General features: G+C 29.9%; 24 protein-coding genes. 17 read left to right on the plus strand and 7 right to left on the minus strand.

The window, feature by feature from the left end:
• Positions 1 to 12 precede the first annotated feature (12 nt).
• The 11 genes from trmB (at position 13) to BR82_RS0103020 (ending at position 12454) form a co-directional block, all read left to right on the plus strand.
• Positions 13 to 666: a tRNA (guanosine(46)-N7)-methyltransferase TrmB gene (gene trmB, locus BR82_RS0102970; RefSeq protein WP_024720577.1), complete on the plus strand. Its 654-nt coding sequence runs from the start codon at positions 13 to 15 to the stop codon at positions 664 to 666.
• Positions 659 to 979 (plus strand): thioredoxin family protein, encoded by a 321-nt coding sequence (locus BR82_RS0102975; protein ID WP_024720576.1) that lies wholly within the window; start codon positions 659 to 661, stop codon positions 977 to 979. The genes trmB and BR82_RS0102975 overlap by 8 nt, the downstream gene beginning before the upstream one ends.
• A gap of 11 nt (positions 980 to 990) precedes the next feature.
• Entirely contained in the window at positions 991 to 1590 is a 600-nt protein-coding gene (ytpR, locus tag BR82_RS0102980) for a YtpR family tRNA-binding protein (RefSeq protein ID WP_027088956.1), read from the plus strand.
• Positions 1591 to 1605: 15 nt separating this feature from the next.
• A complete protein-coding gene (locus BR82_RS0102985; RefSeq protein ID WP_024720574.1) occupies positions 1606 to 2286 on the plus strand; it encodes a hypothetical protein in 681 nt (226 codons plus the stop codon).
• 2 nt (positions 2287 to 2288) lie between these two features.
• Positions 2289 to 2612: a holo-ACP synthase gene (acpS, locus tag BR82_RS0102990; RefSeq protein ID WP_024720573.1), complete on the plus strand. Its 324-nt coding sequence runs from the start codon at positions 2289 to 2291 to the stop codon at positions 2610 to 2612.
• Positions 2613 to 3831: 1219 nt separating this feature from the next.
• Positions 3832 to 6852 (plus strand): fibronectin type III domain-containing protein, encoded by a 3021-nt coding sequence (locus BR82_RS0102995; RefSeq protein WP_084300677.1) that lies wholly within the window; start codon positions 3832 to 3834, stop codon positions 6850 to 6852.
• A gap of 298 nt (positions 6853 to 7150) precedes the next feature.
• On the plus strand, positions 7151 to 7486 hold the full coding sequence (locus BR82_RS0103000) for a single-stranded DNA-binding protein (protein WP_024720571.1): 336 nt from the start codon (positions 7151 to 7153) through the stop codon (positions 7484 to 7486).
• Between the two features lie 57 nt (positions 7487 to 7543).
• Positions 7544 to 9355 carry a translation elongation factor 4 gene (gene lepA / locus BR82_RS0103005; RefSeq protein WP_084300678.1) on the plus strand — a complete coding sequence of 604 codons (1812 nt, stop codon included), beginning with the start codon at positions 7544 to 7546 and terminating at the stop codon, positions 9353 to 9355.
• Positions 9356 to 9494: 139 nt separating this feature from the next.
• Positions 9495 to 11588 (plus strand): peptidoglycan D,D-transpeptidase FtsI family protein, encoded by a 2094-nt coding sequence (locus BR82_RS0103010; protein WP_027088959.1) that lies wholly within the window; start codon positions 9495 to 9497, stop codon positions 11586 to 11588.
• 71 nt (positions 11589 to 11659) lie between these two features.
• Complete coding sequence (rpmG, locus tag BR82_RS0103015; protein ID WP_027088960.1) at positions 11660 to 11809, plus strand: 50S ribosomal protein L33; 150 nt, start codon at positions 11660 to 11662, stop codon at positions 11807 to 11809.
• 21 nt (positions 11810 to 11830) lie between these two features.
• A complete protein-coding gene (locus BR82_RS0103020) occupies positions 11831 to 12454 on the plus strand; it encodes an MBL fold metallo-hydrolase (RefSeq protein WP_471529570.1) in 624 nt (207 codons plus the stop codon).
• A gap of 778 nt (positions 12455 to 13232) precedes the next feature.
• Here BR82_RS0103020 and BR82_RS0103025 read toward each other — a convergent pair.
• Genes BR82_RS0103025 through BR82_RS0103055 form a run of 7 tightly spaced genes read right to left on the minus strand, consistent with a single transcriptional unit; the run spans position 13233 to position 16934 of the window.
• Complete coding sequence (locus BR82_RS0103025; RefSeq protein WP_240474503.1) at positions 13233 to 13604, minus strand: hypothetical protein; 372 nt, start codon at positions 13602 to 13604, stop codon at positions 13233 to 13235.
• Complete coding sequence (locus BR82_RS0103030; RefSeq protein WP_027088963.1) at positions 13585 to 14049, minus strand: prepilin-type N-terminal cleavage/methylation domain-containing protein; 465 nt, start codon at positions 14047 to 14049, stop codon at positions 13585 to 13587. Before BR82_RS0103030 ends, BR82_RS0103025 begins: the two co-directional genes overlap by 20 nt.
• Positions 14001 to 14222 carry a hypothetical protein gene (locus BR82_RS0103035; protein WP_027088964.1) on the minus strand — a complete coding sequence of 74 codons (222 nt, stop codon included), beginning with the start codon at positions 14220 to 14222 and terminating at the stop codon, positions 14001 to 14003. The genes BR82_RS0103030 and BR82_RS0103035 overlap by 49 nt, the downstream gene beginning before the upstream one ends.
• Positions 14209 to 14616, minus strand: a complete 408-nt coding sequence (locus BR82_RS0103040) for a type II secretion system protein (protein WP_027088965.1) — start codon at positions 14614 to 14616, stop codon at positions 14209 to 14211. The genes BR82_RS0103035 and BR82_RS0103040 overlap by 14 nt, the downstream gene beginning before the upstream one ends.
• Positions 14606 to 14908: a competence type IV pilus major pilin ComGC gene (gene comGC / locus BR82_RS0103045; protein WP_027088966.1), complete on the minus strand. Its 303-nt coding sequence runs from the start codon at positions 14906 to 14908 to the stop codon at positions 14606 to 14608. The genes BR82_RS0103040 and comGC overlap by 11 nt, the downstream gene beginning before the upstream one ends.
• A 45-nt stretch (positions 14909 to 14953) precedes the next feature.
• Complete coding sequence (locus tag BR82_RS0103050) at positions 14954 to 15955, minus strand: type II secretion system F family protein (protein ID WP_027088967.1); 1002 nt, start codon at positions 15953 to 15955, stop codon at positions 14954 to 14956.
• The gene (locus BR82_RS0103055; protein ID WP_027088968.1) at positions 15948 to 16934 is read right to left on the minus strand and encodes an ATPase, T2SS/T4P/T4SS family; all 987 of its coding nucleotides are present in this window, start codon (positions 16932 to 16934) and stop codon (positions 15948 to 15950) included. The genes BR82_RS0103050 and BR82_RS0103055 overlap by 8 nt, the downstream gene beginning before the upstream one ends.
• A 340-nt stretch (positions 16935 to 17274) precedes the next feature.
• Between BR82_RS0103055 and efp the strand changes: the two genes are divergently transcribed.
• The 6 genes from efp (at position 17275) to xseB (ending at position 20806) form a co-directional block, all read left to right on the plus strand.
• Positions 17275 to 17832 (plus strand): elongation factor P, encoded by a 558-nt coding sequence (gene efp / locus BR82_RS0103060; RefSeq protein WP_027088969.1) that lies wholly within the window; start codon positions 17275 to 17277, stop codon positions 17830 to 17832.
• A gap of 82 nt (positions 17833 to 17914) precedes the next feature.
• On the plus strand, positions 17915 to 18382 hold the full coding sequence (locus BR82_RS0103065; protein ID WP_027088970.1) for a SpoIIIAH-like family protein: 468 nt from the start codon (positions 17915 to 17917) through the stop codon (positions 18380 to 18382).
• Between the two features lie 51 nt (positions 18383 to 18433).
• A complete protein-coding gene (locus tag BR82_RS0103070; protein WP_024720560.1) occupies positions 18434 to 18772 on the plus strand; it encodes an Asp23/Gls24 family envelope stress response protein in 339 nt (112 codons plus the stop codon).
• Between the two features lie 88 nt (positions 18773 to 18860).
• The gene (gene nusB, locus BR82_RS0103075) at positions 18861 to 19265 is read left to right on the plus strand and encodes a transcription antitermination factor NusB (RefSeq protein WP_027088971.1); all 405 of its coding nucleotides are present in this window, start codon (positions 18861 to 18863) and stop codon (positions 19263 to 19265) included.
• A complete protein-coding gene (gene xseA / locus BR82_RS0103080; protein ID WP_027088972.1) occupies positions 19265 to 20581 on the plus strand; it encodes an exodeoxyribonuclease VII large subunit in 1317 nt (438 codons plus the stop codon). The genes nusB and xseA overlap by 1 nt, the downstream gene beginning before the upstream one ends.
• 9 nt (positions 20582 to 20590) lie before the next feature.
• The gene (gene xseB / locus BR82_RS0103085; RefSeq protein WP_027088973.1) at positions 20591 to 20806 is read left to right on the plus strand and encodes an exodeoxyribonuclease VII small subunit; all 216 of its coding nucleotides are present in this window, start codon (positions 20591 to 20593) and stop codon (positions 20804 to 20806) included.
• Positions 20807 to 20808 lie beyond the last annotated feature (2 nt).

Genomic DNA, 20808 nt, shown 5'->3' on the forward strand with positions numbered 1-20808 from the left:
AGGGGAGTAGTAATGCGACTTAGAAATAATCCAAAGGCTTATGATATAATGAATGAAAATACTGATTTTGTTGTAATCGAGCCGGAAAAGTTTAAAAATAAATGGAAAGAAATTTTTGGTAATGATAATCCAATTTATATTGAAATTGGTATGGGCAAAGGTGATTTTATTTATGAAAATGCTCGTTGTAATCCAAATATCAACTTTATTGGAATTGAAAAATATCCAAGTGTATTAGCTGCTGCTATTAATAAAATTAATATGCAGGAAACAAAAATTACTAATCTACGCTTAATGCGTTATGATGCAATTTTATTAGGTGATGTTTTTAATGAGAATGAAGTTGATAAGATTTATTTGAATTTTAGTGATCCATGGCCTAAAAACCGCCATGAAAAAAGAAGATTGACTTCTAGTAAATTTTTAGATGTTTATCATAAAATATTAGTAAATGATGGTGTGATTGAATTTAAAACAGATAATCGTGGTCTGTTTGAATATTCTTTAGTTTCATTGAATCAGTATCCATTAGATTTAGAAACTGTAAATCTTGATTTGCATCACAGTCCTGAAAATGAAACTAATATTATGACTGAATATGAACGTAAATTTTGTAAGAAAGGCCCAATTTATAAATTGGTTGCGAGGTATCGAGAAAATGGATAAGTTAATTGAAATTAAAACACTTGAAGAATTTGACAAAGTTAGAGTGGGTAAAACAATTATCATGTTTACAGCTGACTGGTGTCCAGATTGTATGTTTGTTAAACCTTTTATTGGCGATATTGTTGATGCTAATCCAGAATTTAAATTTTATTTAATAAATCGTGATAATTTATTAGATTTATGTAAAGATTTAGATATTTTAGGAATTCCTTCTTTTGTAGGATATGAAGATGATAAAGAAATTGGACGCTTTGTAAGTAAACTTCGCAAAACTAAAGAAGAAATTCAAACATTTATAGATAGTTTAAAGTAAGAGGTGTAGAGATGTTATTTCATGGATTTTATAATCATGGTCATATCGGTGATATAATGTTAGCTAGATGTAATGAAGGTAAGACATTCAGTTATGATAAATATGATGACCTAGTTGTTTTGAAAGATAAAAAGGATAAAGTTATTGGTTATAATTTATTAAATGCCAGTAAATATTTAGGAGAAATTAATGATGGATTGATCAAATTTAGTGATGCACAGATAGAGGCTTTTAATCAACTTTTAAATAAATATGAATTAGAACCAGTAGTCTTAGATAAAACTCCACGTTTTATCGTTGGAGAAATCATTTCAATGTGCGATCACCCTGATTCAGATCATTTGCATATTTGTCAGGTGGATTTAAAGGATACAAAGACACAGATCGTTTGTGGGGCTCCAAATGTTGAAGCAGGACAAAGAGTTGTTGTTGCGACAGTGGGTGCAGTCATGCCCAGCGGTTTAATAATCAAACCATCAAAATTGCGCAAAGTAGATTCAAATGGAATGATTTGTTCTGCACGTGAGTTAGGTTTACCAAATGCTCCTCAAGTTCGTGGTATTCTTGTATTAGACAAAGATAAGTATGATATCGGAGATTCTTTTTTCTAGAAAAGGAGGGTAAGTATGTTTAGAGGTTTATTTAAAAAACATGAGCAGGATGATGATATTTTTGAAGTCGATCCAGTTGTTGAACAGCGTCGAAAAGAAAAGTTTAGTACGCCATTGATTTATGATGAAGAGTTTAAAGAAGAAGTTAGCGAAGCTGAAGAAAAACCTGTAGCTAAACCTAAAGCAAAATCAAAAACTGTTGAAACAAAACCGGTAGTTGAAGAAAAGCCTAAACCTGTTTATCAAATGAGCGAAGTCATTTCACCAATGAATGGTATTACAAAAAGAAAAGAAGAAGAAAAAACTGTTAAAACGAAAAAAACTGTTAAACCAAAGAAGAAAAAGAATAACGACCAGTTAGTGCCGGTATTGAGTCCATATTTTGGTAATTATGAAGAAAAACCAGTTGTTGAATCAGAAGCAAAATTAACTTCAATCAATGAAGAAAAAGCGAAAAAAAAGAAATCTAAAGAAATTGAAAAGTTACCAACAGTGGAGGAAAACTTACGAAATATAGCTAAAATAGTTGAAGAGGAAAAAGATCAGTTAAAAATTATCGAAGAAAGAACTGGGGAGTTTAAACTTGATTTTAGTACTAATGAACTTGAAAAACAAAATTCTTTAATTGATGAAATTGATGATGATATGTCTTTAGATGAATTGATGAGTTTGTATGAAAAAAAATTTAAGGATTAAAAATGATTAAGGGTATTGGTTGCGATATTGTTGATTTAAATCGGATAAATGATAAATTGGCTAATAAGATTTTAACTGCAAAAGAACTAAAAATATATGAAAATAAAAAAACATCTAAGCAAAAGCGTGAGTTTTTAGGAGGACGTTTTGCTGGAAAAGAAGCATTTTTTAAAGCTGTAGGAATTGATCAGGGTTTGGATACTTTTTGTGACATTGAGATATTAAATGATGCTAAAGGGAAGCCATATCTTAATTATCCCAATTCTTTTATTTCGATTGCTCATGAAAATGATTATGCCATCGCTTATGTAGTTGTAGAAGCTTGATTATTATTGATATATACTTATGTAAATAACCTGAATACAGGTTATTTTTATTTATATACCAAATTTTTTATGTTATTTTTAGGAACTATACTTTTTTTGTTGCTAAAAAAAAGAATGTGTGGATTTTGTTTTGGGGTATATAGTTAATATATAAATAGTGTTGATGGTTTAAAAAATTTAATTCTATACGGGGAGCTTATGTATGAAGATGTGTATTTTTTTGAAAATAATACTACAATGGAATAAATGAAGATGCTGGTTCTTCATTTTAATTATTAGTATTTCTGTCAAAAAAAGTGCATATTCTAAAAGTTTAGATTTAAAAAGCAAATTTTTAATTTTAAATGAAAGATGATTTTTAATAGTGTAATTATTTATGAGATTAATTTAAAATTGATAAATAATGATTAAACTTAATGATAGTAATAGATCCTTGTTGTTTTGCAACCTCAATTAGTGGAATTGTTACTTTTTTGTATGAAAAAGATTTTTAGTGAATCAATCAAAATAGCAGGAAAATGTAAATGGGATAATAATTATATAAAATATAGAAATTATAATAAATTAACTTTTTGACACTGATTCTTTGTAAAGGTCTAATTATATTGAAGAATAATTGACAGGTATTATAGTTCTTTGAAAAGTGAATGAAAATGTATACTGAAAACAAGTTTAGTAGTTTTTATTTAATAAAATCACTATTGTACTAAATAAAAATGTTTTCGGTTAAAAGTTACTCAAGTAACTCTCTTATACAAGTATTAGATAGAATATTTATTGAAAGTAAGATAATGTAGTTTTTATTTTTGATAGAATTTTTAGAGTGCCATATTTAAGTTATTATGCATAAAAAATATATTAAAATAAGAGAGCTAGTTTTAGGAGGTGACTCTTTTTGTTATCCACACTATTGATTAAGTTTTAATTATTAATTAACTGTTTTCTTTTATTTCTGTTAATAGAATACTAATGTATTTTTATTTATAGAATATTGCTAAAAGATTAGTTGTTTTTTATTTTGGGTAAAAGAGGAAATATGTATATTTTTATTAAGAGGCAATAACCAGCAAGATATCAAGAATTGATGAAAATTTGAATTATTGATTTTTTTATTGCTATTAAAACGAACAATAGAAACAAATCATATACATCACTTTTATAATGTAATTAAAATTTAGAGAAAGGGAAAGGTATACAAAATATACCAAAAGTATAATTTATGAAACATAATAGGTTTAGATTTCTTACATCTATTGCTCTAGTCTTCATGCTTTGCGTAAGTACTGTTATGCCGGTATTTGCTGATACACCAATAACAAAAGTCTTTGCAGCTTCAGATTATCAGGCAAAAACCGGTGATGCTGAAGGTGAAGAAATACTTGGCGCTATCATCGATGCTATGATAAATGATGGTCATACAAGCGTAGATGGGGCTTTATATGCCGGAGATTATGACTACAATATGCCTAGTGATACATCACATGGTATAATTTCTATCAAGAATGTATTTAATTCAAAATGGCCATCACTCAGTGAGGATAATATGGTATTTGTTCAGGGAAATCATGATCCTGCCAGCACTCCAGGAATTACTCCAAGTGGTGCTAACGATACTGAGGATTATGGGGTGTTTGTTATCAACGAAGGTGATTATATGTGGTATAATAGTGATCGTGGAACGATTGAAAAAACTGCTAATAATCTAGAAAATTATCTTGGTGATAAGCTTATAGAAGGTTATAGTAAGCCAATCTTTGTAGTATCACATTTGCCATTGCATTATAGTATGCGTACTCGTAATGACGGTGATACTCAATATGCCAATTTATTGTTTGATGTACTTAACGAAGCAGGTGCTAATGGTTTAAATATTATTTTCTTGTTTGGTCATGATCATTCAAATGGTTGGGATGATTATCTTGGTGGTTCTTGTATATATCTTGCTAAAGGTGATAGTATTAATATTGCTCAATCAAGTCGTACAGAATTCAAAGCAGAAACTTTAAACTTTACTTATATGAATCCTGGATACACAGGTTATTATAATCAAGTTAATAGTGGGGTTGAAGCTACACTTACTTCTACAGTATTTACAATTTATGAAAATCGTGTAGAGATAAATCGTTATAGTGCAAATGGTACATATAATCTTAAAAGCGAAGGAGTACGAAACGCTTATAAGAATGAAAGTGGTTATGATGTAGATACCCGAGTTGTTACCGGTCCTGGAAATCTTGAACTTAATACAGTTAAAGCCATGTCAGCTGTTAAGATTGTAAATGAGGGGAAAAATATTATCCCAGTTGGCGGAGCAGCTGCATTAACAGCAGAAATTTCTAATATAACTGATCCAATATTTGATTGGTCAAGCAGTAATTCTGATATTTTATCAGTTGAAGGCAATGGTGATAATGCAGTAGTTTATGCTGTTGGAGAAGGAAGTGCAACAATTAATTTAACTGTAACAGATGGAAATGATTCTACTACTACATCAACGTCGTATAGTGCAACTGCTATTGATACAGCTAATAGCAATGTTTATGAATTGGTAAATAAAGTTGATCAAATTGAAAGTGGTAATAAATATTTTATGATCTTTACAGATAGTAGAGATACATTACCTAAATACAGTGCTGTAACTCATGAAGTAATGACAAATGGGGGAAGAACTGGGCTTGTTCCAAAAGATATTGGATTAACTAGTGATGTTGCACATTTAACTGGTGATTATAGTAGCTATGAATGGACATTTACAGGATCAAATGGCAGCTATGTTATAAGTTGTGATAGTGGTGTTTTAAGTATTGGCAATAGTAATGTTAATTTAAATGGTTCTGCTGATCATATAATTAAAATTACAGATGGTTTAACAGGATTATATTTTACAGACAGTACTACTAATTATCAGTTAAGCGATTCTAGTAAAGGGATGTTTAGTGGATATTCAAATGGTGAAGGTAAACAATTCTCTCTTTACAGAAATATTGATATCGTCGAAGCACCTGGGGAACCACAAAATCTTTCTGTCGTTTCTGGTAATCAAACTGTGACTTTATCATGGGATGTGCCTAAAACTAATGGAGGTAATGCTATTACAGGTTACCAAGTATCATGTGATGGTTTAACTTGGGTAGATACAGTTGATAACAGTTATACTTTTACAAATTTAACTAATAATACAGCATATACTTTCTATGTCCGGGCAGTTAATAGTAAAGGTGCTGGTATTACGGCTAATATTATAGGAACACCTGTTGCTAAAGATCCTGAACCTGGAGAAATAGTAAACAAATTAGCTTTATCAATAGCTGTTGAAATGGCAAATAATGTAACTGATGAACAGTTAGCTAATGTTGTCCCAGCTGTCGTTAATGAATTTAAAGCCGCCCTACAAGAGGCAACAGTAATTTTAGCTGATGATAGTGCTAGTCAGGAAGTAGTAGATGCTTCATTTGCTCGTTTATCAGTTGCTATGCATATGTTAGAATTTGTAAAAGGTGATAAGAGTGCTTTAGAAGCCTTGATCAATGAAGCAAATAGTTATGCAGAAGAAGACTACACACCAGCTTCATGGACAGTATTCAAAGAAGCCTTAGATGTTGCTAGTGTTGTCATGAATGATGAAAATGCATTAGAATATGAAGTAGTAGAAGCCTTAAATAACTTAAAAGATGCCATGACAAACTTAGTGATCAAAGTAGATAAAACAAGATTACAAGAAGCATATGACATGGTAAATGGCTTAGATAAGAGTCTATATACAGAAGGAAGTGTTGCCAACTTAGCTAAACCAATGGCAAATGCTAAAGCGGTATTAGATGATGCAGATGCAACACAAGAAGCAGTAGATAATGCATATGAAGCATTGATAAGAGCATACTTAGACTTAAGATTAATTCCAAACAAGGATTTATTACAAGGATTGATCAATAAAGCTGAAACATTAAATGTTACAAATTACAGTGCTAAGACATGGTCAGTGATGATGGAAGCATTAGATGAAGCCAAAGCAGTATTAAACGATCCAGAAGCAACACAGGAACAGGTAGATAATGCTAAAGATGTTTTAACAAAAGCGATGGCTGGATTAGAAGTAAATGAAGCAAGTAATCCAGTAAAAGCCGGTGATACAACAGCAAGTGTAGCTACTGGTGATGATAGTTTAATTGGTTTATTTGCGGGAGTAGGATTGTTAAGCATGGCTACAGTTTTAACAAATCGTAAAAGAAAAGAGAACTAGGAAAAAGTTTTTAATGAAAAGATAAAAATAAAAGGAACATAAATATGAAAAGAGATTTTCAATGATTTATGTTCTTTTGTTTTTAGGATAACTAAAGTCTTAAAATCATAATATTTTCAACTTTTTTTTGTAGACATCTTTGGACTATTTTGGGATATTAAGTAAGGATTTAGATAAATTTTAATAAAAAATAGTCATCACAGACCGATTTTAGGAATTTACTAAATTAGGTTAAAAATCATCAACTTGCAAAACATGTTCTTTCCGCCTATAATTGCTATGCAAAGGAGGGGAATAGATGTTAAATCAAGTAATGTTGGTAGGTCGTCTTGTAGATATACCGGTTATGAAAACAACTAAAGGAGGTGTAAAAGTCGCAAATGCAACTCTTCAAATTGAACAAGGATTTAAAAATGGCTTAGGTGCTTATGAAAGTGATTATGTTACTGTATCACTGTGGCGCGGTATTGCTGAAATGATAATAGAAACTGCAATGCCAGGCAGTCTAGTAGCTGTAAAAGGAAGATTACATTCGCGAACGTTTGAGTGCAGTGATTCTAAAATTATTACATCAATTGAAGTTATTGCCGAGCATGTTTCTTTACTTGACAAATATTTTCGTGAAAATAAATAGTATTTGAGTTTAAGAGACTTATTTGTTATAATATCATAACGAAAGTGGGTGATGAAAATGACTATTGATCAAAGTAAAATAAGAAATTTTTCAATTATCGCGCATATCGATCATGGTAAAAGCACCCTGGCAGATCGTATTCTTCAAATAACTGGCGCTGTTGCTGATAGAGAAATGAAAGCCCAGCTGCTTGATAGTATGGATCTTGAACGTGAAAGAGGAATAACAATAAAGTTAAATGCAGTCCAATTAAATTATACTGCAAAAAATGGTGAAACATATTTATTACACTTGATAGATACTCCAGGTCATGTGGATTTTACATATGAAGTGTCACGATCATTAGCAGCATGCGAAGGTGCTATATTAGTTATTGATGCAGTACAAGGTGTTGAAGCTCAAACTTTAGCTAATGTATATCTTGCTTTGGATAATAATCTAGAGATACTTCCAGTTATAAACAAAATTGATTTGCCTAGTGCTGATCCTCAAAGAGTAATTAGGGAAGTTGAGGACGTAATCGGTTTACCAGCTGATCATGCGCCATTAATTTCTGCAAAAACAGGATTAAATATTGATGAAGTTCTTGAAAAGGTTGTTCAAGAATTTCCAGCTCCATCAGGGAGTATCAATAATCCAACCCAGGCATTAATTTTTGATTCTTATTATGATAGTTATCGTGGAGTAATTGTTTTTGTTAGAATCAAAGAGGGAAAAATCAAATTAGGTGACACAGTTAAGTTTTTAGCAACTAACGCTACCTATGAAGTTACAGAATTAGGGGTTAGAACCCCAAGAGAAATAAAAAAAGAAGAGCTAGTTGTTGGAGAGGTTGGCTGGTTTTGTGCATCAATTAAATCTATTCAGGATATCCATGTTGGCGATACTGTTACAACACTAGAAAATGAATCAGATCAACAATTACCAGGTTATCGACAATTGAATCCAATGGTTTATTGCGGCCTTTACCCAATTGATAATGCTCGTTATAAAGATTTGCGTGAAGCTTTAGAGAAAATGCGATTAAGTGATTCTTCATTAATGTTTGAACCTGAAACTTCACAAGCACTTGGCTTTGGTTTTAGATGTGGATTTTTGGGATTGTTACATATGGATGTAATTCAAGAAAGGTTAGAAAGAGAGTTTGATCTTGATTTAATAGCTACAGCGCCATCAGTTATTTATCATTGTTATTTAACTGATCGTAGTAAAGTAGTAGTGGATAATCCTGCGATGATGCCTAGTCCACAAGTTATTGATCATATTGAAGAACCATATGTAAAAGCTTCGATTATGTCACCAAGTGAATTTGTTGGTGTGATTATGGAACTTTGTCAAAATAAACGTGGTGAATATATTGATATTGAATATATTGATGATACGCGTCGAAATATTATTTATGAAATACCATTATCAGAAATAGTTTATGATTTTTTTGATAAACTTAAATCTAGTACTAAAGGTTATGCTTCATTGGATTATGAATTGATTGGTTATCGTAGTAGTAAACTGCAAAAAATGGATATTTTATTAAATGGTGAAGTTGTAGATGCCCTTTCAACGATCGTACATAAAGATTTTGCTTATAGTCGAGGAAAGGTTATTTGTGAAAAACTTAAAGAAATCATTCCTAAGCAAATGTTCGAAGTACCAATTCAGGCAGCTTTGCAAGGAAAAATCATCGCGAGAACTACGATCAAAGCAATGCGTAAAAACGTTCTTGCTAAATGTTATGGTGGTGATATTACCCGTAAAAAGAAATTATTAGAAAAGCAAAAAGAGGGTAAAAAAAGAATGAAAGCGGTTGGAAATGTAGAAATTCCACAAGAAGCTTTCATGGCAATATTGTCAGTCGATGATGATAAGTAGTACATGCCGTACTACTTATTTTTAGTACTTATTAGAGAGTAATTTTGGGTACTTTCTTTATTTTGTGGTAAATTTCTGTTTTAATTTACTTAATTAAGTAATTAGTCTATAATAATTAAAATGATAAGGAGGCGACAAGATGGCATTTAATTTTAAAAACAAAATTCATAAAGTTCGTTTTTATGGAGCCTTAGAACAAGAACGAGAGCAAAAAAATAAACAGGATAATATAGTCAGCAGACGCTTGATCATTTTACTTTGTTTCATTGTTGCAATTACATCAGTTATGGCGGTTAGACTAGCCTTGATCCAGTTTAGAGATGGTGATGAATTAGCTGTCAAATTAGAAAAATACGGTACAGCTACATATTCGACCGATGCCCCAAGAGGTGAGATCGTCGACCGTAACTACGTTAAACTGGTACAAAATACTAATGTTATCTGTGCAACTTATTATGCACCTAAAAAGATCAAGGATGAACAGTTAAAAACATCGGCTAAATTTTTAGCGAAAACGATAAATTTAGATACCTCTTCTATTACGACCCGTAATAAAAAAGATTATTTCATTATTGCCTATCCAGATCTAGCAGATGAATTAGTCAGTGATGAAGAAAAAGCTAAACTTAAAGAACAAAATAACTACGACAGTGCCTTATTAAATCTCCAGATTGAACGGATCACTGATGAGATGCTTGAAAAATATATGGATGAAGAGACATTAAAATATACACACTTTTATTATTTGATGAAGAGCTGTTCAAGCGGATCATCAGTATTAGCAGAAGGGATAAGTGAAGAAGAAGCAAGTATTATTGGAGAAAATACAGATATTTTGCCAGGGATCGATGTAACGACGGACTGGTCACGGCAGTATGTCTATGATCGAGAGTTCAGTCAGGTACTAGGCAGAGTAACAACGAAAAAACAGGGTCTGCCTTCAGAAATGAAAAATGAGCTGTTAGCATTAGGATATCAGAATGATTCTAGAGTCGGGGTATCGGGATTAGAAGCCCAGTATGAAGATATCTTGAGAGGAAGCGACAGCAGCTATACATTAAATTATGACAGTGATGGAAATCCGATTATTACAAGTACCAAATCCGGGACAGCAGGATCGAATATTCGTTTGACGATCGATTGGGAGCTGCAGCAGTTTGCTGATTCGATAATAGAAGAAGAACTGGTCAAGATGAACAGTCAAAACAAATTCTTTAATAAGATGTTTTTTACCCTGATGGATCCCGACACGGGCGAGATCATTGTGATGTCTGGAAAGATGATCGATAAAGAGACCGGAGAAGTAACGGATTATGCGGCAGGGAACTATTTAGATGCCAATTTGATTGGATCGACGATCAAAGGGGGAACACTTTATACAGCATTTAAAGAAGGAGTGATAACACCAGGGACGACCTTTATGGATGAACCAATCAAGATAAAAGGAACGAAAGAGAAGAAATCACATCGAAATTTAGGACTGATCAATGAAGTAGATGCGCTAGCATACTCATCAAATGTATATATGTTTAGAATCGCGATGCTGTTAGGAGGAGCAAATTACGTATATGATGGACCGCTAAAGATCAATGATGAAGCTTTTGAAACCTTAAGAAGAGATCTGGGAGAATTAGGTTTAGGGGTAAAGACCGGAATCGATATTCCTAACGAAGCGTTTGGATACAGAGGAAGCAAACGAACTGGAGGATATTTATTAGATGCTTCGATCGGACAATATGATACATATACAAATATTCAGTTGGCCCAGTATGCCTGCACACTAGCAAACGGGGGAAAGAGAATCAAACCGCACTTATTTTTAGATTCATATGTAACCGATGCTGATGGACTGGCCAATGCCAACTATACAGCGAAAACAGAGGTATTGGATGATGTTTCCAGCCAAACGACAGCCTTTGGTCAAATCAAGCAGGGGATGAGAGCGTGTGTAACAAGAAGCAGCGGGACATGCAATGCCTACTGGAGCAGTAAACCATATGTGACATATGCCAAAACAGGGACAGCCGAAGATTATACGGGAACAGGAGAGACCGATTATCCAAACCATTTACAGATCGGATATATTCAGGCAGATGAAAACTCTGAACCAATCGTAGCCTTTGCCTGTATTGCGATACGACAGACGACAGCATCGAATGGAGGCAGCAGTTCGGCACCGTTGATTTCACAACAAATAATCGATAAATATGTCGAAAAGTATGGTTTAAATTAAAAAAAAACTAGTAATTAAGATGATACTATGTTAATATATTTAACGGAAGTTTACAAATGGAGGTGTAAGTAATGAGAGAAAATATCATTCTTAGATGTACTGAATGCGGTGAAGAAAATTACATTAATACAAAAAATAAAAGAAATCATCCTGATAGAATGGAAATAAATAAATATTGTCCAAGATGTAATAAGAAAACTGTACATAAAGAAAAGAAATAAGCCTAACGGCTTTTTTTCTTTATTGGAGGTGGGAAGATGAAAGTAAAAACATTATTATTAGGAAATATGCAAACTAATTGTTATGTTGTTAATGATGATACAAAACATTGTTTTATTGTAGATCCTGGTGCAAATGGTAAAAAGATTATTAATTACTTAAATGAAAATGAATTAGTCTTAGATGCAATATTATTAACTCATGGTCATTTTGATCATATAGGAGCAGTTGATTATTTATATGAACATTATCATTGTCCTATTTATATCCATCATGATGATATCTTGTTATTACATGATGCCAAAGCAAATTTATCAGTTTTTGAAAAACCATTTGTAGTTAAAGCACCAGTAATTAAAAGTGATGAAAAAATGAAGATAGGTAATTTTGAAATAAGCTGGTTACATCTACCAGGACATTGTCCAGGATCTTCAATGATTTACTTACCTAAAGAAAATGTGATTTTTGCTGGTGATGTATTATTTAAGGGATCGATTGGTCGTTTTGATTTTCCAAATTCTTCTAAACATGATACTTGTGAATCGTTAGCAAAGATCAAAGAGTATGATTTTGATGCTGTAGTATATCCTGGACATGGTCCTGCAACAACATTAAAAGAAGAACAAATGCATAATCCTTATTTTTAAGGGAATTAAAAATAGTAAAAGAAGTGTATTATTTCTTTTACTATTTTTTATAAACTTCTTGATTTAAAAAAAGATGTGCGCAGAAAATATCAATCATATAGATTAACTATATAATTTATTTCTTTTTAGTATTTTTTTAACTAGGCAGGCTACCCAATATTACACCAGCAATTAAACCAAGCTGCTAATTTATCATTATTTGTATTTTTGATTTTCATATTTATTTTCCTTTCATATATTAAATAGAAGTTATTAAAATTACACTTATCATGATAGCTATGATATTACTAGCATAATTTATCTTTTCTATGAATTGTATATTATCAAAATCGTATTTTAATTTATTACATTATAACATAGATAAGTTCATCTTTATAATTCTTTTCTAGAAGCATATTGTTTTTAATTAAATAAGTCATTTCTACTTTGGTTTATAAATTATTTAATTGTTAACAAATTAATAGTCATTCACAAGTTTGTTTTTTGTTCATACCTTTTCATTAAGATTGTATATAGTGATTTTTTAATTCAGTTGGTAAATCATTATTTATGATGATTTATCTCTATTTAGTATAGTTACAGCATTATCAATTGATTTTTATAGCATGTGATAATATTCAAATCATTTTTTTACATAGTTACTAAACTTTGTTAAGGGAAGATTAGTAATTAGCCTTAAAAAGAATCAACTAATAAATCATTTGATTTACTGCTGATTCTTTTTATTATTTACTTTTAAACAAATAAACATTACTCTTTATCATTTATAAAATGGTAGTTATTGATATTCAAATGCAGAAATTATTAAAGTTTCAATGTTGATTTCTAAGTTAAAACTATACTCATATTTATCATTTCTAACAGTTGTTACAATATAATAATAGCTTCCTAAATCATCTACTGTGTACTCAATGATATATTCACCAACTGTGATAATATCACTAATTAAAATATCGTTAGCAATCATTTCTTTATAATATCTTAATATACTAAGCTCAACTAAACGCTCATTATTAATTTTTTTAACTCTTTCTATTGCTTTACTGTTTTCAATTATGCTAGTAAAAAACACTCCGATATTTAAGCTCAAAACCATAAAAATAATTAATACTAATTGTAAAATTGTACCTTTATGGAAGTATTTCATCATTCGTTTCCTCAAAATTATGAGTATGTTCATAATTTGTGGCAATTAGATAATAAAAATCATCTTTACCATTATTTAAATGCATATAAATATTTTCATCTCTATTAAAAAAATCTAAGCTTTCAACATCTCTGATTATAATATCAAAACCAGGTTCTTTGACTACTCTTTTTTTATGCAGAGATATTGTAAATAACTGATTATTACTATCTTTAAAAGATAACTGATCACCAACAATAATATCTTTAGATGTATATAAAATCTTAGTTAATTGTTTTGCCCCGATAGCATAAAAGCTAGTATTTACCTTAAGTTTATCTTTATAAGATATTGTTTTAATAAGCGGTACACTGTTTAAAACAATCAGCAGACAAATTGAAAGTGAAAATAAAACTTCAATTAATGTAAAACCTCTTCTATTGACTGATCCAATGCTGTTGTTTGCCATAATTGTAACTCCTTAACATTTTGTTGTTCTAAATAATTTTGATAATCATCATTATTGATTTGGAAATGTCGCATACCAGTACGATAACAACTAAAAATTACTACGATAATAGTAATAAAAATACTAAATGCCAACAAACTTTCAATCAAAGTCATTCCTTTATTCTTTGACATAAAACGTACCACTGCCAACATTAAAAATAATACTTCTACAATCATTTTGATTGCAGATAGTTAAGTGATTTCCTTTATTAATATTTCCATTTTCATTAAAATAAAGTTCAAAGCTATTTTGAAAATAATAATTACGATCTAATTCAATTTTTTGTTCACCCTGATAATCATAACAGATTTGATTATTATCAATTAAAATATCGATTCTTTCATGATTTAATAAAGCTTGAGTTTTAGCTTCCTGTAATAAAGCAATAATTAGTTTACACTGCTGATCAATAGATATGCAGGGTGGGGTAGTAATTGCAAAATGCAGACTAAAAACGCTTAGAATAATAATGATACTAATTGTAAAGACTACTTCAATCAATGTAAAACCATGTTTATCTTGCATAAGCTTGACCATCACTAATAGAAATCGTTAAACCGCTAGGACAGGTTACCTGTTTTTCTGTTAAATAAGGGTGATCACCTGATGTTAGATCAGAAATACTTGCTGGTAGATGACCATTTTCAATTTCATAAAGAACGATTTGAGAATTGACAACTTCAATTTGGGCATCACAGCTTTTTTCTTTAACAACTCTGTTTTTGCTTGTAACATTTGGTATAACTAATAATAAAATAACTAAAATAACTGAAATACAAAAAATCATTTCAATTAAAGTAAATCCTTTTTGTTTCATCTTTTCCCTCCGTTTTGTGATAAATATCATGAAATATTCAAATTACTATAAATTACCAATTATTGACATCATTGGAATAACAATTGAAACATAAACTAAAATAACGAATCCGGCTGTAAAACAGTAAATTAATGGTACGACAAGCTTGATTATTTTCATGACTTTAAAATGTAAAGTGTCAATAGAAATCTTTAAATAATTATCAAGCGATTTATGAGCTTGATTATCATGAATCAATAATTTAAAACTAGCAATAAAAAGAGGCTCAAAATAGTTAAACTGAGAAATGATATGTTCTAAAGATTCACCCTTTAAAATCTTTAGATATATTTCATATACCAACATTTTAATATCACTATCATCAATTTGTTGATAAAGCATTACAACGATATCGGTAGTATCATAGCCATTGATCAATAGTTCATTATAATATAGAGCAAATTTAATTGAATAATATTTTTGAATCATTTTTTGAATGAACCAAACATGAGTCACTAAAAAATCTATTAATTGATAATACTGTTTTTTTATTGCATAAACAGTTATTAAACAGGTACAGCTAAAACATATTAAGATCATTAAAATAAGAAAGGGAATGATTTTAAATAGGCTAAACATCATTTTAGTAATAAAACCAGATTCAATGGCAAATTCGACAAAAAGCTGCATTATTGAGGGTAGTAAGGCATAAATGATAAACAATGAAAACATCATTAAAAAGATAATCAATAAAATAGGGTAAGTTAATTCTTTTTTTAATTTATTAAATGTTTCGTCTCTTGTTTTACAAATATTTAAACTTTGAACAATTGCTTTAGATAGATTATTTTTAATTCTAAAAAATTTAAAATATTCAATGAACGTTCGATTAAAATCACCTTTGATTATTGCTTCATCTAATGTCAAACCATTATTTAATTTCTTTTTTAGATCTTCAATTCGTTCATTACTATATATAAAAGAACATATCTCTAAAATATCTTGAATCAAATATCCCTGTTGTAAAAAATAAGCAATGCTTTCTAAAAAACGATATTCTTCATTCATAAAAAATTCCTGCTACCTGTTGATAATTAACCATGTTATTTTCCAATAAGATTTTTGCATTATCTTTAAAAGTAAGATAATCAACAGTCTGATTATTAAAAAAATCATTAATTTTTTTACGATCTAAGTATTCTGGTAAAACAAGCGGTGTATGCTTGTTTTTATGATAAAGCATCTTTTGTGACATTACACCAATTAAAACATCTTCAATATCTATTTTTAATATTCCTAAGTTCAATAGACGTCTAATCGTTGTCAAACAATTACTGGAATGAATCGTTGTTAAAACAAGATGTCCTGTCAAAGCACAGGTAATTGCCAATCTTGCCGTTTGTTCATCACGAATTTCTCCAATCATGATTATATCGGGATCATGGCGAAGAATTTGTTTTAATGAATTATTGTATGTAATACCCAATTTTTCATTGATTTGGATTTGTAAACAGTAAGATTTTTTAATTTCTATGGGATCTTCTAAAGTTACGATATTCTTATGATATTTTTGATTGATTGTATCCAACAAGGTATAAAGAGTGGTCGACTTTCCCGAACCGGTTGCCCCGCTAACAATAAATAGTCCGGAATTTAAAGTTACGATTTGGGCTAAAAATATTTTTACATCTTTAAAAATAGTAAGTTCCTCTAATGATAATTTACGATGATTATTCAATATTCTAATTACAATACTATCAATATCTTTTCCTGGTAAACTGGAAACACGTAAATAATATGCATTATTATCGTATTGATAGTTTAAGTGCCCAGTTTGCGGTTTTAGCTGATAATTAATATCAACGTTTGATTTAAAACGAATATAATTTAATAATTTTATTCCTTGTTTATATTCTAAAGTATCATAAAGTATTAGATCTCCCTGTTGACGAAAAGAAATAGTGCACTGTTGTTTTAGTAATAGATGAATATCTGATGTTTTACAAGCAATAGCATGGTTTATTATTTTTTCAAATAGATCATTCATAAAATTTCCTCCTATTATCTTTTACAACAAAAAATCATAAATTACTTCAAAAAATAAAAAAATTCGTTTAAAATACTTTTTTATAGAACAGCAGCTTGTACATAACCATTACAACAAATATTACTGTTGTAATATAGCTCAAAATAATTCCTAACTTTTTTATTTATACAAATGAAAACCTATACATCATTTTTGACCTTGGATCTTAAAAGTTGCTGTTTTAATTTATTACTAGTGATAAATTAAAATTAGAGTATCAATAATTATCAAAATCTCTTCACTTTATCAATAATTTTTGATATAATCACAAAGTAAATTACAAATAAGGAGATTTTTTAAAATGATTAGTGTTGGAGATTTAAGACCAGGTATTACTTTTGAATATGAAGGTAACCTATATGTTGTATTAGACTATTCACATAACAAGACAGCTCGAGCAGCTGCTAATATTAGAATCAAGATGAAAAACTTAAGATCTGGATCAACTACAGAGGTTACTTTTGGGGGAAATGATAAAGTAAAGAAAGCGCATATCGATAAAAATAAAATGCAATATCTATATAATTCTGGAGATGCATTAGTATTTATGGATAATGAAACTTATGAACAAATTGAAATTCCTGCTGATAATTTAAAATGGGAAATTAATTTCTTAAAAGAAAGTGATGAAGTTGAAGTAACTAGCTATGAAGGGGAAGTTTTAGGAGTTTCTTTACCTATCAATGTTCCATTTAAAATTATTGAAACTGAACCAGCTGTTAAAGGAGATACTGCAACAGGAGCTACTAAAAATGCTATTATCGAAACTGGATATCAAATCAAAGTGCCTTTATTCATTTCTGAAGGTGAAATAGTTATCGTAAATACAGTTGATGGTAAATATCAAGGTAGAGCTTAACACTAGTTTTATTGAACTAGTGTTTTTTTCATACTTTTTTTCTTCTTGCATATAATAAAGTAGTTGATAAAGGAGAAAGAAAATGAATAGACAAGCAATTACTTTTTTAACTTTATTTAGTCTAATTTTAGTATTATCAATTTATTATATTCTTCTGCCACCAGAAAATACTGCTAATGAAGTTGCTGTAAATAATCAAGAGGTATCGCAAATCGAAGCCCTGCAGAAGAACTTAGATAAAGAAAGAGAAGATCTAATCAGCGAAAATAATGCTATTATTGCTTCGAGCAAAAGTGATAGTGATAAAATAGCATCAGCTTTAGCAACAATTAGTGAAGCTAAAGAAACAGCTGCTTTAGAAGCAAAAATCACAAAGATTGTAAATGAGGCTGGATTTAAAAATGTTTTTGTAGAAGTGGAAAATAAAACTATTAAGGTCGTTGTTGATAAAAAAGATGGCAGTGTAAATGATGCTAATGGTATAATTAAAATAATTATGGAAGAAACTAAAAATGAGTATCAAGTAGAAGTTAAGTTTATTGAGTCTTGAATTTTTTCTTGATTTTATATACAATAAAGGTATATAAAAGGAGCATTTGTTATGAGTCAAGAATATTATTCAGTAGAAAAAGAAACAAATTTGGGAGCTTTAAATATTGGGTTAAATGTATTTCAGTCAATTGTTATTAAAGCTGTAGAATCAATTGATGGCGTAGATTTTGAAGGAAATATGATTCCAATGCCTGGTAGTGGACCAGTAACAGTACGCTTAAATAAGAACAATCAGGTAATTGTTGATGTCGCTATTTTAATTGATTACGGTTTGAATGTTACATCTACAACTAATGCATTACAAAACAAGATAGCACAAAGCTGTTTTGAAATGACAGGAATAAAAAATATTAAAGTCAATATTGAAGTTAAAGGTATTAATTTTTAAAGATTATCTTTTGATAATCTTTTTATTTATTTATTTTAAGATATAAATATGGTAAAATCATCTTAGATATTTTGGAAGGACGGTTTAAATGAAAAAATATAGAAAAAAATTAATTAGAGAAAAAGCAGTTATTGCGATTTATCAAAAATTACTCGTTGATATAAATGAAGATGAAGTACGTGAATATTTAAATAGTGATAAAGATCTTGTTAGTGATAAAGATGATTATGATTATTGTTTTATGTTAATTACAAGCATTGCTAATGAGATTGAAAAATATAAATCAGAAGTAGCTAAATATTTGAAATCAGGCTGGACTATTGATAGATTATCTAAGATGGAGCTGGCAATTCTTTTAGTAGGATGTTATGAATTATTAGAAACAAAACAGAGTAAGGAAGTTATTATTAATGAAGCTGTTGAACTTTCAAAAAAATATTGTGATGAAGATGCTTATAAATTTGTTAATGGATTATTGAATAAGATCAAGTAATGGAAAAAAAATATTTAACAGTCAGCGCTTTAAATCGTTATTTAAAAGCCCGAATCGATGCTGACGAACAGTTGCAAAAAATATTAATAAAAGGTGAGATTTCCAATTTTAAGCATCATAGTTCAGGACATCTTTATTTTACTTTAAAAGATGAATATTCAAGAATAAATGCTGTTATGTTCGCTTCGAAAGCTAAAAAAATTCCTTTTAAACTAGAAAATGGAATGAAAGTGCTGATACAGGCTAGTGTATCTGTATATGACGTTGCTGGAACATATCAGCTATATGTTGATAATATTGAGCAGGATGGTTTAGGAAATCTTTTTTTAAGATATGAACAGTTAAAAAAACAGCTTCTTTTAGAAGGCTTATTTGATTTAGATCATAAATCAAAGATTCCTAAATTTCCTAGTAAAATTGCTGTTTTATCAGCATATCCTAGTGCTGCATTAGCCGATATTGTAAGAACGATCAAGTTAAGATTCCCTGTTGTTCGCGTAATCGTATTTCCTATTCCGGTTCAAGGAAAGGATGCCTATTTGCAAATAATGAAAACTTTGAGTTACGTTGATAGTTTAGGTTTTAGTACTATTATTATTGCTCGTGGCGGTGGCTCTTTGGAAGATTTATGGAATTTTAATGAGGAGGCCTTAGCTAGAACGATATATAGTTGTAAAACACCTATCATCAGTGGTGTGGGACATGAGGTTGATTTTACGATTTGTGATTTGGTTTCTGACTATCGGGCTGCTACACCAACGGCAGCAGCGATCAAAGCAACACCAGATTTAGTGGAATTACAACAAAATGTAAATAATTTACAGTATACGCTAAATACCTTAATGAAACAAAAAATTGCTTTGAATAAACAAGCCCTTACAAAGATAAAATCATTTTACTTATTTAAAAATCCTGATAAATTATTTGAAGATAAAAAAGCTAAAGTAGATTACTTATATGACCGCCTAAATGATGTTTTTGCTTATAATTTAACGAATCAGAGTAATAAAATGAAACATTTGATACAATCTTTTGAGCATCAAACTAATTTATTTACAATTACTCAGCAAAATCATATAAATCTAATGATGCAGGCAATGCAGCAGTTAATGAAGCAAAAAATTCAATCTGATCAGGAAAAGTTTTATTTTACATTATCAAAATTAAATACTCTTTCTCCTTTAAAAACACTTGAAAGAGGATATGCAATCATATTAAAAGACGAAAAACTTATCTCTTCATCATTAGATCTTAAATCAGGAGATAAAGTTGAAATCAAAATGAAAGACGGCATGAAAAATGCTATTATTGAATAGAGGTAAATTATGGACAATATTACATTTGAACAAGCTATGAAGCGACTTGAAGAAATTATTAAAGAACTTGAAGATAATCAAACATCGTTAGAAAATAGTGTCGAGCTATTTCAAGAAGGGATTAAACTATCTAAAATTTGTAGTGATAAATTAGCGGGAATTGAAGACAAAGTAGCTAAAATCTTAGTTGATGGAAAATTGGAAGATTTAAAGATCGAGGAATAGCG

The sequence above is a fragment of the Thomasclavelia saccharogumia DSM 17460 genome (assembly GCF_000686665.1).
Lineage (GTDB): Bacteria > Bacillota_I > Bacilli_A > Erysipelotrichales > Coprobacillaceae > Thomasclavelia > Thomasclavelia saccharogumia.